Here is a 13,395-nt window from a genome sequence, read left to right on the forward strand (position 1 = left end):
GCGGGCCCGACGGCCCGCGCACGGGCACCAAACCCGGCACCTTCCTGGGCTTCGGGTTCGAGCCGGACTTCCGCCACGAGATCGTGGTCAAGCGCCACGCGGACGACAGTTTCACCGCCGTCAAGGAAGCCAAGAAGGTCAAGCGCTCCCTCGCCCGCGTCGCCGCCCCCATCACCAGTTCCCTTTATCTAGCAGGTGAAGGCCAAGGTCTGCCGGCCAACGTACTGGCGGAACTAATCCGGATTTATTCCTGGGACGTCGATTTCCAACGCGACATCCGCGAGGGCGACGCCTTCGAGGTCACCTACGAGGAAGTCCGCGACGAGGAGGGCCGTCTGGTTCATGCCGGCACCGTGCATTTCGCGGCCCTGACCCTGTCCGGCGACCGCCGGGCGCTCTACCGCTTCGTCACCGCCGCGGGCGACGTCGATTATTTCGACGACAAAGGCCAGGGTGCGCGCAAGGCGTTGATGCGCACCCCCATCGACGGGGCCCGCCTGTCGTCCGGCTTCGGGAAGCGCCGTCATCCGGTTCTCGGCTATAATAAAATGCACCGGGGCGTTGATTTCGCCGCCCCTCAGGGCACGCCCATCTATGCCGCCGGGGACGGCGTCGTCACTTTCGCCGGACGCAAGGGCGGCTACGGAAATTACATCAACATCCGCCACAACGGGCGCTATCACACCGCCTATGCCCATATGAAGGGTTTCGCCCGCGGCATGAGCCGGGGCAAGCGCGTGCGCCAGGGCGAGGTCATCGGCTATGTCGGCACCACCGGCCGCTCCACCGGCCCGCACCTGCATTACGAGATCCTGGTCGACGGCGGACAGGTCAATCCGCTCAGCGTGCGTATGCCGTCGGGGCGCAAGCTGACGGGCAAGGAATTGGCGCGCTTCCTGGCCGCCAAGGACCAGATGGACTTGCAGTTCGCCCGCCTGGACGATAACCAGAAGGCCGACAGACAACGCGACATGGCGGCCGCCCGATAATCCCAACGGGTGCCGCGCCCAAGGATCAGGCGGAGCCCTTCATGGTGGACCCAAGCCCTCTCTCTCTCGCCTTCACGGACAGCGGCGCCGGCAAACCGCTGGTGATCCTGCACGGCCTGTTCGGCTCCAAGCGCAATTGGGGGGCCATCGCCAAGGCGCTTGCCGGCACCCGCCGGGTGCTCTGCCTGGACCTGCGCAATCACGGGGAAAGCCCGTGGGACCCGGCCATGAACTACCCGGCCCTGGCCGCCGACGTCGCCCATTTCATCCGCTCCAAAGGCTTGGGTGCCGCCGATGTGATCGGCCATTCCATGGGCGGCAAGGCGGCCATGACCCTGGCGCTGTCCCATCCCGAACTGGTCGGCAGCCTGACCGTGGTCGATATCGCGCCTGCCCCCCCGCCCGGCACTTTCATCCATTACGTCGAGGCACTGCGCGCCATTGACCTTTCCAGAATCACCTCGCGCAAGGACGCGGACGCCCAACTGGCGCCCGTAGAAAAGAACCCCGGCATCCGCGCCTTCCTGTTGCAGAACCTGGAAAGCGGCGCCGACGGCTTCACCTGGCGGGTCAACCTGGACGCCCTGAGCGCCGCCATGGAAGACCTACTGGATTTCGAGACGCCGCCCCACGGCCACAGTTACCGGGGCCCGGCCCTGTTCCTGGCCGGCGGGGCGTCCGATTACATCGACCCGCACCACCACGGAGAGATCAACCGCCTGTTCCCCGCCGCCCGCGTCGAGGTCCTGCCCGGTGTCGGCCATTGGGCCCATGCGGAAGCGCCCGAGCTGTTCCTGAACCACGTCAAAGGCTTCCTTGGCACCTAACGCCAGGGATGCCGGAGGAGGCAGTCATGTATGCCGTGATTTTCGAAGTCACCCCCAATCCGGCCCACGCCCAGGAGTATTTCGACCTGGCCGCCGAATTGCGGCCCGATCTGGAAAAGATCGACGGCTTTATCTCCATCGAACGATTCCAGAGTCTGGCCGACCAGGAGCGCTACGTGTCCTTGTCGTTCTGGCGCGATGAGGCGGCGATCGCCGAATGGCGCGGCCATCTGGGCCATCAGGCGGCGCAGGATGCGGGCAAGGCCGGGATCTTCAAGGATTTTCGGATCAGGGTCGCCAAGGTGGAGCGGGATTACACCCTCGCCGACCGGGTCTGACGCGGAACCTAGACGGGGCGGCCGAACAGGCCTGACGACAGGCTGGCGTTGATCGCGATCATGCCGTCCACGTTCGGATGCGCCGCCGAGAGTGCCGCCGCCGTGGCGCGGTCCATGAACTGGGCAAGGGACAGCATGTCATCCCGCATATCCGCAGGTGCTGGGTGGCTCGAATCCGAGGCTTCGGCCTGCACGATCGTCCAGAGTTTCTGATTGTAGCCGAGGGCCCGGACCAGGACGGCTCGATCATGGGGGTGTTCGGCGGCATCGCGCAGTACGGCGGCGGCCCGGGCGAAAGCTTCTGCTTCGGCCGGGCGACCGGAAATGACCGAATGGTGTGCCCGGCCATAGGCGCGCGAGGCGGCGGTATGTTGCCGGATCATCGCCATCACGGCCTTCCCGTATTCAAAAGATCGGCGACCAGACTTTCCGTGCGCACGGTGAAGCGCAGGCCCGCGGTCGCGAAACGGTCCTGAAGCTGCAATGCGACCTGGCGCGCGGCGTCTTCGTTCAGGTCGGCGCCGGTCAACTTGTCCTCGGCCGCCTGCAGGGTATTGGAAAGATCCTGGGTGAATTGCCCGCGCGTCGTCAGCGCCGTGATGTCGGCGCCGACGCGCTGCGTCGTCGATCGCACCTGCCGGGTTGCACCGGAAAGATCGGCCAGGGCCGCGTCGATGTCCGCATCCGTGGCGAAGCCGTTATAGTCCCCGGCGGCCGTGCCGATGCCGAGCGCATCCGATGAGGACGCCCCGCCCTCGACCGTGATCTCGGCGCCGGACAGATCGCCGACCCGCGTCGTCTGACCGTCCGCCGGATCATTGATCAGGTTGACCCCGGCGTAAGACGCATCACCTGCGAGACTGCTGAGCTGCGACCTGATCTGGTCGAACTGTTCCGCCGCCGCCTGTCGCTGTTCCGCCGTACCACCGCGCACGGCCGTGGCGATGCCACGCAGTTGGCGTGTCAGATCCTCGACCGCATGCAGGCCGACCGACGCGGTCTCGGCCGACGACAGCGCCTGATTGATGCCGGACTTGAGATCGAACAAATCGCCGACCCGGCCGGCCGCCGCGCGGCCGGCATAGAAATCCTGGGGATCGTCGGCGACGCGATTGACCCGCCGCCCCGTGGCCAAGCTATCGGCGACCTGCAGACGCAGGGCCTCGGTCCGCTGCAATTGCAGCAGGTTTGCCCGAACGCCTTTGCTGAGAGTCACGTCAGCCATCAAGCCGATCCTTTCATGGGATCAGCCTAATATCATTCCGGAATCGATACAGTGATGGAAGTCACACGGTTCTAAGCGTTAACGGGGCTTTCGCGCGATGAACTTCATGCCCGGTTTGAAGGCCGGCAGCTTCTTCACGATTTCAAGTCCCATGCTTTCCAGCAACAACCGCATGCTGGCCGGGTTGAAATAGACACAATGGACAGGCGGGTTGAAACCGTCCCACGTATCCAGGTCGCGGGGTCGCCGCCAATGGCTGATGTCCGGCGTCGTCACATAAACCACGCCACCCGGATTCAACAGTCGGGCGATCGCCGCCATGAAGGGCCGCACATCAGAAACATGCTCGATGACCTCGGAGGTGTAGATCAGGTCGAACCCCTGATCCGGTTGGAAATCCTCGACCAGGCCCAGAAAATAGTTGTTCTTGGGATAATGTTCGCGCGCATAAGCGAGGGAGACGCCGTCGACCTCCAGCCCCCAGGCATCGAGGCCCGCCTCGCGCGCGGCCTCGACCACGAAGCCGCCGTTGCAGCCGACGTCGAGGAACCGCCCGCCCGTCGGCACAAGCTTCTTGAGTTGGCGGATGCGCCCGCGCGAGCGGCGCATTTTCTTATCGACCTTGGCGAAGTAACCGGTGGTCGCGCCGTCGTAAGAATCGTCGTACCCGGCGGCCACCTCCGCATTGGACGGCAGACCATGCACATAGATCGTCGCGCAGCCGCCACAACGGTAAAGGTCGTGGCCGCGGGCAGCCATTTCGAACACCTGCTCGGCCCCGTCACAAACAGGGCAATGCGGGGCCGATGCAGGTGTCATGTTCATTAGGCTGCTTCCGCCTCCACTGCCTTGCCGTTGATGGTCAGTTTGCCGCCCTCGGCAGAGACCGCGATCTTGGAGCCGTCCTCGACGGATCCTTCCAGAATCATAGACGCCAGGGGATTCTGCAAATCCTTCTGGATCACCCGCTTGAGCGGGCGGGCACCATAGACCGGATCATAGCCTTTTTCAGCAAGCCAATCCTTTGCCGCCCCGTCGAGCTCCAGCGCGATGTGGCGATCAACCAACAGCTTGCGCAGGCGCTGCAGCTGAATGTCCACGATTCCGCCCATGTGTTCGGGGAACAGGCGGTGGAACAGAATGATCTCGTCCAGGCGGTTGAGGAATTCCGGACGAAAGGCCTGACGCACGATCTCCATGACCGGGCCACGCACTTCTGCCGTATCGTGGCCGTCTTCCTGCCCGGCGAGGATCTCACCGCCCAGGTTGGAGGTCATGATGATCAGCGTGTTGCGGAAATCGACCGTGCGGCCTTGGCCATCGGTCAGACGACCGTCGTCGAGAACCTGCAACAGCACGTTGAACACATCCGGATGGGCCTTTTCGATTTCGTCGAACAGCACGACCTGGTAGGGCCGGCGGCGCACGGCCTCGGTCAGGGCCCCGCCCTCGTCATAACCGACATAGCCCGGAGGGGCACCGATCAGGCGCGAGACCGAATGCTTTTCCATGTATTCGGACATGTCGATGCGCGCCATCGCCGTCTCGTCGTCGAACAGGAATTCGGCGAGGGCCTTGGTCAGTTCCGTCTTGCCCACGCCCGTCGGCCCCAGGAACAGGAACGAGCCCATGGGTCGGTTGGCGTCCTGCAGGCCCGCGCGCGACCGGCGCACGGCATTGGCCACGGCGGTCACGGCCTCGGACTGGCCGACCACGCGACGGCCAAGGTTGGCCTCCATCTGCAACAGCTTGTCGCGTTCGCCCTGAAGCATCTTGTCGACGGGAATGCCGGTCCAGCGGCTGACGACCTGGGCGATATGTTCTTCCGTCACCGCCTCCTCGACGACGACGGAGCCGTCGGCTTCCTCCGCCTTCTTCAGCTTGTCCTCAAGCCGGGGGATCAGGTCATACTGCAGTTCGCCGGCCTTTTCGTAATCACCGGCGCGCAGCGCCTGCTGCTGGGCCAAATGGGCCTTTTCCAACTCTTCCTTCAGCTTGGTCGTATCGGCGAGCGAGGCCTTGCCCTTTTCCCACTCGCCGGTCATGGCGGCGGATTTTTCTTCCAGGTCCTTCAACTCGATCTCAAGCTTGCCGAGCCGATCCTTGGACGCCTTGTCGGTTTCCTTCTTCAAGGCCTCGCGCTCGATCTTCAACTGGATGACCCGGCGATCGAGTTCGTCCAGTTCCTCGGGTTTAGAATCGACGGCCATGCGCACGCGCGAACCGGCTTCGTCCATCAGGTCGATGGCCTTGTCCGGCAGGAAGCGGTCGGTGATATAGCGGTTGGAAAGCGTCGCCGCCGCGACCAGGGCGCTGTCGTGGATCTTCACGCCGTGGTGCAGTTCGTACTTTTCCTTGATCCCGCGCAGGATGGAGACCGTGTCTTCGACTGTCGGCTCGCCCACGAACACCGGCTGGAACCGGCGCGCCAGCGCCGCGTCCTTTTCCACATGCTTGCGGTATTCATCCAGGGTCGTGGCGCCGACACAGTGCAATTCACCCCGTGCCAGGGCCGGTTTCAGAAGGTTGGAGGCATCCATGGAACCTTCGGCCTTACCGGCGCCGATCAGGGTGTGCATTTCGTCGATGAACAGGATGATCTGTCCGGCCGCCGCCGTGACCTCGGCCAGGACCGCCTTCAGGCGCTCTTCGAACTCGCCCCGGAACTTGGCCCCAGCGACCAAAGCGCCCAGGTCGAGAACCATCAGGCGTTTCTGTTTCAAGTTTTCCGGCACGTCGCCGTTGACGATGCGCAGCGCCAAGCCTTCGACGATGGCGGTCTTGCCCACGCCGGGTTCGCCGATCAGCACCGGGTTGTTCTTGGTCCGGCGCGACAGCACCTGGATGGCGCGGCGAATTTCCTCGTCGCGGCCGATCACCGGGTCGAGCTTGCCGTCCATGGCCGCCTGGGTCAGGTCGCGGGCATATTTCTTGAGCGCGTCATAGGCATCCTCGGCATTGGCCGAGTTGGCGGCGCGGCCCTTGCGGAATTCCTTGATCGCCGTGTTCAGGTCCTGCGGCTTGATGCCCGCTTCCTTCAGGATGTCGGCCGCCTTGGTGCCCTGGGCCATGACCATGGCGAGCAGCAGCATCTCGACCGTGACGAAGCTGTCGCCGGCCTTGTCGGCGATCTCCTGCGCCTGGTCGAACAGCTTGGCCGTTTCCGACGCCAGGTAGATCTGCACCGTGTCGCTTTCGACCTTGGGCAGGCGCTTCAACTCGCCCTCGGTCAGGCGAAGGGCACGCTGGGCGTTGCCGCCCGCGGTTTCGATCAGCGAGGCCGCAAGGCCTTCCTTGTCGTCGAGCAACACCTTGAGAAGATGCAGCGGCGTGAATTGCTGGTGGGTTTCACGTATGGCAAGCGACTGCGCGCTTTGAATGAAACCGCGCGCGCGTTCGGTAAATTTCTCAAATTCCATCTGTCCCGTCCTTTGGCGACAGAGCGGTGCGTTCCCGATAATCGGCGAACCGGCCGCCCCTCTCAAGGGTTAGTGCACACCCCATGCAAACATAGGCGTTTGCGGCGGCAATGTGCAGGGCAATAGACCGCCTATTCCCGCAACTGAAATAGGGTTATGGCGTCGCCCATGCAATCGCAGAACGGATTAATATTTCAGGCGTTGACGGCGGGCGATGAAAGGGCGAGCCTTGCCCTCCCATGAATGCTGAAATCAAACATATCTACCGCTATCCGGTGAAGGGCCTGACGCCCGAAGCGCTCGACGCGACCGAACTTGCGGTTGACGGGTATCTGCCGGGCGACCGACGGTTCGCCATGGCCTTGGGCTCGACCCCGGTCAGCGGCGGTCATCATCTGGAATGGATGCCCAAGCGCAATTTTCTGGAACTGGTGAAGAACGAAAAGCTGGCGACCCTGGAAACATCCTTCGATGACGATACGGGTGTTTTGACCATCAAGCGTCAGGGCCGCCAAGTCGCGCGCGGCAACATCACCGACCGCATCGGCCGCACCATGATCGAGGATTTCTTCGCCGCCTATATGAAGGATGAAGCCAAAGGCCGGCCGCGCCTGGTTGAAGCCAATCCGGGTGAACGTCTGACCGATCAGTCGACACCGCTGATTTCGGTGATCAATCTGGCGTCGATCCGCGACCTGGAACGGGTCGTCCAGGCACCGGTCGATCCTTTGCGCTTTCGCGCCAATTTTTATATCGACGGGCTCGACCCCTGGGTCGAGTTCGGTTGGCTGGGCAGACCGGTCGCCATCGGCGACGCCGAGGCGGACGTGATCGAGCGCATCGGCCGCTGCGGAGCGACCAGCGTCAATCCAGCCACGGCAGAGCGCGACCTGAACATTGTCAAATTCCTGCAGACCGGATTCGGCCATACTGACATGGGCGTGTTCGTCCGGGTTACGAAACCCGGGCCGGTCGCCGTCGGTGAGTTCCTCTCGCCTCGTTGATCTTTAAGGCGGCGCGATCAGGGATCGCGCTTGAGGAATTCAGGCAGTCAATCAGCGGCGTCTGTAGCCACGGGCTGTTCGGGTTCGACCTCGGGCTGCGCATCAGGCTTGGCGGCCATGGGCAATTCGGCCTGCTGGCTTTCCTGCTGAGGCTCCGGTGCCTTGCGGCGGCGTCCGCGGGGTGCCCGGGCGGGTTTCGCCGCCGGCGCGTCTGCCTCATCCGCGGCTTCGGCTTTGTTGCCGGAACCGTTTCGACCATTGTCGCGGCTATCACGCTCGTCACGGTTATCACCGTCATTCGCCTGCGGCCGGTTGGTGTGGATGACCTCTGCGTCGGCGTCGTCCTGATCGCCGTCGTTATCCATATCGTCGTCGTAATCGCCGCCCATGTTGTCTTCGGGCCCGCCTTCGGCACCACCGGGAGTCTGACGGGCACCGCCGTCGGGACGTCCCCGGTTCTGACCGTTGCGATCGGCGTTGCGCTGTTCATCCGTGTTCAGCAGGCGGAAATAGTGCTCCGCGAACTGAAAGTAGGATTCAGCCATGATCCGGTCACCGGCGGAGGAAGCATCCCGCGCCAGGAGCAGATATTTATCGAGAACCTGCTGGGCCGAGCCGCGGACTTTGACGCCGGGGCCGTTGCTTTCGAAGGTTTGATTACGAACGTTGCCGTGACGCTTATTGCCACCGCGGCCGCGCGACCGTCTGTTATTGGAGTTCTTGTTCATTTTCCTTGCAACACTGCTGTTAGCGGGCTGCTGGGTACGCTTCCCATGTCGGCCGGCCAAATTAAGGACCAGCCCCACCCGCCACGGTGACAGACAAATCGCGCCTGCCCGCCGCATCGGCTGTTCAAAGAACGACCGCCTCGTTACCCAACGGAGACGCACGTCACTTTGCTCAGGGAAATCCCGGGGGGCCTGTCCGGTGCCGCGACCTGGTTCCGAATTTCATGTGATTTTCGGATGTCGATGACGCGTCACACAAGACGATCCGCCCAAGTGGCCTCACAGCCACCACGGGCACCCTAGACCGGTTCCCCCGCATTTCCAGCATTTTTTTGCGGGTTCATCCACCATCCGTGATGGCAGCGAATGACCGGGGGATTCCTGCCAGATCGGCACGTGTCCCATCGGGGATCAGTCCGGCACGGCGAAAGATTTCAGCCACCGCCGCTTCCTGTCCCTGGCCCAGTTCGAGGATAACGATTCCCCCTGGGGCTAGAATTTTTGCGGCCTGGGGCGCGATCGCGGCATAAGCATCAAGCCCCTCGGATCCCGCGAACAAGGCCCCATGGGGGTCGAAGCCCAGAACCTCAGGCGGCAGTGTCTCGCGGTCGGTCTCGGCGATATAGGGCGGGTTGGACAGGATCACGTCGAACGGCCCCGAAAGGCCGGACGTCCAGTCCCCGGCCTGGAAGCACGCCCGCCCCTCCAGGCCCAGGTGCTGTGCGTTGTCCGTCGCCACGGCGACGGCATCCGGGCTGATGTCGATGCCGAGCCCCTCGGCCCGTGGCAGTTCCGACAGCACCGCAAGCAACAGGCAGCCCGTACCGGTACCGAGATCGAGAATGCGGAGCGCCTCCCCTTCCCGACCCATGGCGCGGATTCGGGCCAGCGCGTCTTCGACCAGGGTTTCCGTTTCCGGACGCGGCGTCAGGGTCGCCTCGGTGACCCGAAAGGTCAGGGACCAGAATTCACGTTCCCCCAGAATGCGCGACACGGGCTCATGTGCGGCGCGGCGGGCAATCAGGCTCTGGGCCGCATCCTGCTGCGCGGCGCTTAATTCCGTTTCCGGATGAGTCAGAACGAAAGACGCGTCCCGGCCCAGGACATGGGCCGTCAGAAGGCGGGCATCCAGGCGGGCCATGTCGATCCCCGCCGCGGCCAGATCAGCCGCCCCCTGGTCCACGGCATGACCCAGAGTGCCCGGGGCAAAGCGGCTTGGCCGCTGCGTCACGCGATCTCGGCCAGGCGGCTCGCCTGGTCTTCGCTGATCAGCGCGTCCATCAGCTCGTCCAGGTCGCCGTCCATCACCCGGTCCAGCTTGTGCAGGGTCAGGTTGATGCGCTGGTCGGTGACGCGGCCTTGGGGGAAGTTATAGGTGCGGATGCGCTCCGATCGGTCGCCGGACCCGACCTGGCCCTTGCGCTGGGCGGCGCGGGCGTCGTCACGGATCTGGCGTTCACGTTCGTACAGCCGCGAACGCAGCACCTTCATGGCCTTGGCCCGGTTCTTGTGCTGGGATTTTTCATCCTGCTGAATGACCACCAGCCCTGTCGGCAGGTGCGTGATGCGCACGGCGGAATCGGTGGTGTTGACCGACTGACCGCCGGGGCCCGAGGCGCGGAACACGTCGATGCGCAGTTCCTTTTCGTCGATGTCGATGTCGACCTCCTCGGCCTCGGGCATGACCGCGACGGTCGCCGCCGAGGTATGGATGCGTCCCCCCGATTCCGTAACCGGAATTCGCTGCACCCGATGCACGCCCGATTCGAACTTGAGCCTGGCAAACACGTCCGTGCCCGAGATCGTGGCGATGGCTTCCTTATAGCCGCCGATGCCCGTTTCGTTGACGCTCATGACTTCGAACCGCCAGCGATGGGTTTCCGCATAACGCTGATACATGCGGAACAGGTCGGCGGCGAACAGAGCCGCTTCGTCGCCGCCGGTGCCGGCGCGCACTTCGAGGATCGCGTTCTTCTCGTCGGCCTCGTCCTTCGGCAGCAGCATCAGCTGCACCTGACGCTCCAACTCCGGCAGGGTTTCCTTCAGTTCCTGGAATTCTTCCTCGGCCAGTTCGCGCATGTCGCGGTCGGTCGCCGGATCGGCCAGCAGGTCGGCCATGCCCTGGGCGTCGGCCTGGGCCTTGCGGTAGGTCTTGACCGCCTCGACCACCGGGCCCAGGTCGGAATATTCCTTGCCCAGCTTGGCGATCTTGTCGCCGCCGGCGCCGCCTTCGGACATCAGGGATTCCAGTTCCTTGTAGCGGGTCAACACCCGGTCCAGGCTCTCGTTCAGGCTCACTTAACCGTTCTCCTTGCCGCCGCCGCCCGTGCCGCCATCGGCATCGGGGGGATCGGGCTGAAACAAATGGGCGATCAGGCGTTCCGCCGCCGCCAGGTCCAAATCGGCCTCGGCCGCCGCCCGGCGCAGCCGCGTCGACGGCCCATGCAACAGGCGCGCAACCAGCAAATGGGTCGCTTTCTCTGCGTCCCCGCCGGCTTCCGCCAGGGCCTGGGCGCGATGATCCTCGAAATACTGGCGCAGGCCGGTGACCAGCGGCCCCGCATCCCGTTCCCGGCGACCGTTGAGAAACGCCCGCACTTCCTCGTCGACGATACGCTGGGCCGCCTGGGCCTCGGCGCCACGGCCGACCAGTCCTTCCATGGCGATGCGTTCCAGATCACCGAAGTCATAGACATAGGCGTCGTCCAGATCATGGACCGCCGGGTCGACATCGCCGGGCACCGCCGTATCGACCACCAGGATAGGCCGCCGCCGCCGCGCCTTGAGCGCCGCCGCCACCAGGCTTTTCTCGACGATCCGCCCGCCGCCGCCCAAGGCCGCGATGAGGACGTCTGTCTTGGGCACCAGATCGGCCAGATTTTCGAACTGATCATGGTTGCAGTTCAGCACCCGCGCCGTGCGTTTGGCCCGGCGTTCGCGGGGATGGATTACAGTCAGGTTGGTAAGGCCCTCGCCGATCATGTCCTCGGCCACCATCTCACCCATGTCGCCGGCGCCGACCAGCAGTGCCGACACGTCCTCCAGGTCGCCATGCAGATCCTGAACCAGCATGGTCGCGACGGCGGCGATGGACACGGGCCCTTCGCCGACACCGGTTTCCGTGCGCACCCGCTTGGCCGCGCTGTAAGCCGCCTGCAACAGCGCCTCGAGCACGCCCGTGGGCAGACCCGCCTCCTTGGCCATCCGGTGGGCGGCCTTGACCTGCCCCAGGACCTGGGGCTCGCCGATCACCAGACTGGCAAGCGAAGCCGCGATATTGAACAGATGCAGAACCGCCGCCTCGTCAACGGCGATATGAGCCTGGGCCCTGAGATCGGCCAACGGCACCTGGGTTTCCGCCGCCAGAACGCCGAGCACCCTGTCCGCCGCCGCATCCGGATCGGGGTCGGCGCCCACCACCTCGACCCGGTCGCAGGTCGACAGCAGCACCGCCTCCGCCACGCCGGCGTCGCGCAGGCGGGCAAGCACGCCGGGCACCGCCTCGTCCTCGATGAACATCTGGTCGCGCAGGCCGAGGGAGCTGGTCCGGTGATTGACCCCGGCCACGAAGGGCCGGGCGGAATGCGCGCGGTCTTCGGGCATGGGGCTGCCTCGCTAGAAGTGAAGCTTCAGGGTTTCAACGATGTCGGAGAGTTTGACTTCGGCCTGGGTGCCGGTTTCCATGTTGCGCAGGGTCGCAACACCCCGCGCCAGTTCGTCGGAGCCCAGGATCAACACGGCCTTGGCGTTCGCCTTGTTGGCCCGCGCCAGACGTTTCTTCAGGTTGCCGGAATATCCCATATCGACCGTATGGCCAGCCCGGCGCAGATCGTGAGCGGCCTTCATGGCCGGGGCCATTGCCTCGTCGCCCATGGGGATGACCACGATGGGGCGTTCGCCCGCCGGCGCCGTGCCGAGCATCATGGACAGGCGTTCGACCCCGGCGGCCCAGCCGATCCCCGGCGTCGGCCGCCCGCCCATCTGTTCCATCAAGCCGTCATAGCGGCCACCGGCCAGAACGGTGCCTTGGGCGCCCAAGGTGCCGGTGACGAATTCGAAGGCGGTGTGGGAATAATAATCGAGCCCGCGAACCAATCGGGGCTGAACCTCATAGGCGATACCCAGGGCGTCAAGTCCGGCCAGCACCTCGTCGAAGAACGCGCGCGAGGTGTCGTTCAGGTGGTCCTGCAGCAACGGCGCCGAGGACATGATGTCCTGATCGCCCTTATCCTTTGAATCGAAGATGCGCAGCGGGTTCTTGTCCATCCGCGTGCGGCTGTCTTCGGACAGATCGTTGCGGTACTTGGCCAAGTAGTCGAGCAGCACGCCGCGATAGGCCTGCCGGCTTTCCGGATCGCCCAGGGTGTTGAGTTCCAGCCGCACGTCCTTGGCCACGCCGAGGTCGTCCAGGATATGGGCGGCCAACGCGATGACTTCGATGTCCGCCTGTGCCCCCGGCACGCCCAAAATTTCCACGTCGATCTGGTGGAACTGGCGCAGGCGGCCCTTTTGCGGGCGTTCATGGCGGAATACGGGACCCCGGGCAAAGAACTTCAGGGGCGCTTCCTGGGCCAGGCCGTTCGACATGAAGGCGCGGGCGATGCCGGCGGTGAATTCAGGACGAAGGGTGATGGAATCCCCCCCCCGGTCGTCGAAGGTGTACATCTCCTTCGTCACCACGTCGGATGTCTCACCCAACGTGCGCGAGAACACTTCCGTGAATTCGAAGATCGGCGGGGTCATTTCCTGGAACCCATGACGCGCGGCCAGGGCCGCCGCCCGATCACAAATGTGACGGTGCAGACGGAAGTCGTCGGCCAGGATGTCGTGGGTCCCGCGAACGGGTTGCAAATCTGCCATCGCCG

At 64.4% G+C, this 13,395-nt stretch carries 13 protein-coding genes (1 of these 13 running past the window's edge); 4 read left to right on the plus strand and 9 right to left on the minus strand.

Translation table 11 applies throughout. The features are described from left to right. The 3 genes in view from KFF05_14755 to KFF05_14765 are tightly spaced (at most 41 nt apart) and all read left to right on the plus strand, a layout consistent with a single transcriptional unit that may run on beyond the window. Nucleotides 1-989 carry the 3' portion of a peptidoglycan DD-metalloendopeptidase family protein gene (locus KFF05_14755; protein ID UTW53736.1) on the plus strand. The gene continues 82 nt to the left of window position 1, outside the view, so only the last 989 of its 1,071 coding nucleotides appear in the window; its start codon lies beyond the left edge, outside the window; it ends in the stop codon at nucleotides 987-989. Between the two features lie 41 nt (nucleotides 990-1,030). Then, on the plus strand, nucleotides 1,031-1,816 hold the full coding sequence (locus tag KFF05_14760) for an alpha/beta fold hydrolase (GenBank protein UTW51160.1): 786 nt from the start codon (nucleotides 1,031-1,033) through the stop codon (nucleotides 1,814-1,816). 26 nt (nucleotides 1,817-1,842) lie between these two features. Next, a complete protein-coding gene (locus tag KFF05_14765; GenBank protein UTW51161.1) occupies nucleotides 1,843-2,154 on the plus strand; it encodes an antibiotic biosynthesis monooxygenase in 312 nt (103 codons plus the stop codon). Between the two features lie 8 nt (nucleotides 2,155-2,162). Here KFF05_14765 and KFF05_14770 read toward each other — a convergent pair whose 3' ends face one another. The 4 genes from KFF05_14770 to clpB form a co-directional block, all read right to left on the minus strand. Then, nucleotides 2,163-2,543, minus strand: coding sequence for a flagellar protein FlaF (locus KFF05_14770; protein ID UTW51162.1), 381 nt, complete (start codon nucleotides 2,541-2,543; stop codon nucleotides 2,163-2,165). After that, a complete protein-coding gene (locus KFF05_14775; GenBank protein ID UTW51163.1) occupies nucleotides 2,543-3,379 on the minus strand; it encodes a hypothetical protein in 837 nt (278 codons plus the stop codon). The genes KFF05_14770 and KFF05_14775 overlap by 1 nt, the downstream gene beginning before the upstream one ends. Nucleotides 3,380-3,457: 78 nt before the next feature. Further along, nucleotides 3,458-4,204, minus strand: a complete 747-nt coding sequence (locus tag KFF05_14780) for a class I SAM-dependent methyltransferase (GenBank protein ID UTW51164.1) — start codon at nucleotides 4,202-4,204, stop codon at nucleotides 3,458-3,460. Then, a complete protein-coding gene (gene clpB, locus KFF05_14785; GenBank protein UTW51165.1) occupies nucleotides 4,204-6,798 on the minus strand; it encodes an ATP-dependent chaperone ClpB in 2,595 nt (864 codons plus the stop codon). Before clpB ends, KFF05_14780 begins: the two co-directional genes overlap by 1 nt. 239 nt (nucleotides 6,799-7,037) lie before the next feature. On the opposite strand from clpB, the gene KFF05_14790 reads away from it, so the two are divergent. Continuing rightward, nucleotides 7,038-7,802 carry an MOSC domain-containing protein gene (locus KFF05_14790; GenBank protein ID UTW51166.1) on the plus strand — a complete coding sequence of 255 codons (765 nt, stop codon included), beginning with the start codon at nucleotides 7,038-7,040 and terminating at the stop codon, nucleotides 7,800-7,802. Nucleotides 7,803-7,849: 47 nt separating this feature from the next. Here the strand turns inward: KFF05_14790 and KFF05_14795 are convergent, their stop codons facing one another. The 5 genes from KFF05_14795 to KFF05_14815 form a co-directional block, all read right to left on the minus strand. Continuing rightward, nucleotides 7,850-8,530 carry a DUF4167 domain-containing protein gene (locus tag KFF05_14795; protein UTW51167.1) on the minus strand — a complete coding sequence of 227 codons (681 nt, stop codon included), beginning with the start codon at nucleotides 8,528-8,530 and terminating at the stop codon, nucleotides 7,850-7,852. 340 nt (nucleotides 8,531-8,870) lie between these two features. Continuing rightward, a complete protein-coding gene (gene prmC, locus KFF05_14800; protein UTW53737.1) occupies nucleotides 8,871-9,671 on the minus strand; it encodes a peptide chain release factor N(5)-glutamine methyltransferase in 801 nt (266 codons plus the stop codon). Between the two features lie 86 nt (nucleotides 9,672-9,757). Further along, nucleotides 9,758-10,828: a peptide chain release factor 1 gene (gene prfA / locus KFF05_14805; protein UTW51168.1), complete on the minus strand. Its 1,071-nt coding sequence runs from the start codon at nucleotides 10,826-10,828 to the stop codon at nucleotides 9,758-9,760. Beyond that, the gene (locus tag KFF05_14810) at nucleotides 10,829-12,133 is read right to left on the minus strand and encodes a glutamyl-tRNA reductase (protein ID UTW51169.1); all 1,305 of its coding nucleotides are present in this window, start codon (nucleotides 12,131-12,133) and stop codon (nucleotides 10,829-10,831) included. Between the two features lie 12 nt (nucleotides 12,134-12,145). Next, nucleotides 12,146-13,390, minus strand: coding sequence for a histidine--tRNA ligase (locus KFF05_14815; protein ID UTW51170.1), 1,245 nt, complete (start codon nucleotides 13,388-13,390; stop codon nucleotides 12,146-12,148). Nucleotides 13,391-13,395 lie beyond the last annotated feature (5 nt).

The organism is bacterium SCSIO 12827 (assembly GCA_024397995.1).
Classification (GTDB): domain Bacteria; phylum Pseudomonadota; class Alphaproteobacteria; order Rhodospirillales; family Casp-alpha2; genus UBA1479.

Bases quoted from the DNA above. Each gene is read 5' to 3' on its own strand.
- KFF05_14760 (UTW51160.1), top strand. From the start codon at position 1,031: ATGGTGGACCCAAGCCCTCTCTCTCTCGCCTTCACGGACAGCGGCGCC.
- KFF05_14765 (UTW51161.1), top strand. From the start codon at position 1,843: ATGTATGCCGTGATTTTCGAAGTCACCCCCAATCCGGCCCACGCCCAG.
- KFF05_14770 (UTW51162.1), bottom strand. From the start codon at position 2,543: ATGGCGATGATCCGGCAACATACCGCCGCCTCGCGCGCCTATGGCCGG.
- KFF05_14775 (UTW51163.1), bottom strand. From the start codon at position 3,379: ATGGCTGACGTGACTCTCAGCAAAGGCGTTCGGGCAAACCTGCTGCAA.
- KFF05_14780 (UTW51164.1), bottom strand. From the start codon at position 4,204: ATGAACATGACACCTGCATCGGCCCCGCATTGCCCTGTTTGTGACGGG.
- clpB (UTW51165.1), bottom strand. From the start codon at position 6,798: ATGGAATTTGAGAAATTTACCGAACGCGCGCGCGGTTTCATTCAAAGC.
- KFF05_14790 (UTW51166.1), top strand. From the start codon at position 7,038: ATGAATGCTGAAATCAAACATATCTACCGCTATCCGGTGAAGGGCCTG.
- KFF05_14795 (UTW51167.1), bottom strand. From the start codon at position 8,530: ATGAACAAGAACTCCAATAACAGACGGTCGCGCGGCCGCGGTGGCAAT.
- prmC (UTW53737.1), bottom strand. From the start codon at position 9,671: ATGGCCCGCCTGGATGCCCGCCTTCTGACGGCCCATGTCCTGGGCCGG.
- KFF05_14810 (UTW51169.1), bottom strand. From the start codon at position 12,133: ATGCCCGAAGACCGCGCGCATTCCGCCCGGCCCTTCGTGGCCGGGGTC.
- KFF05_14815 (UTW51170.1), bottom strand. From the start codon at position 13,390: ATGGCAGATTTGCAACCCGTTCGCGGGACCCACGACATCCTGGCCGAC.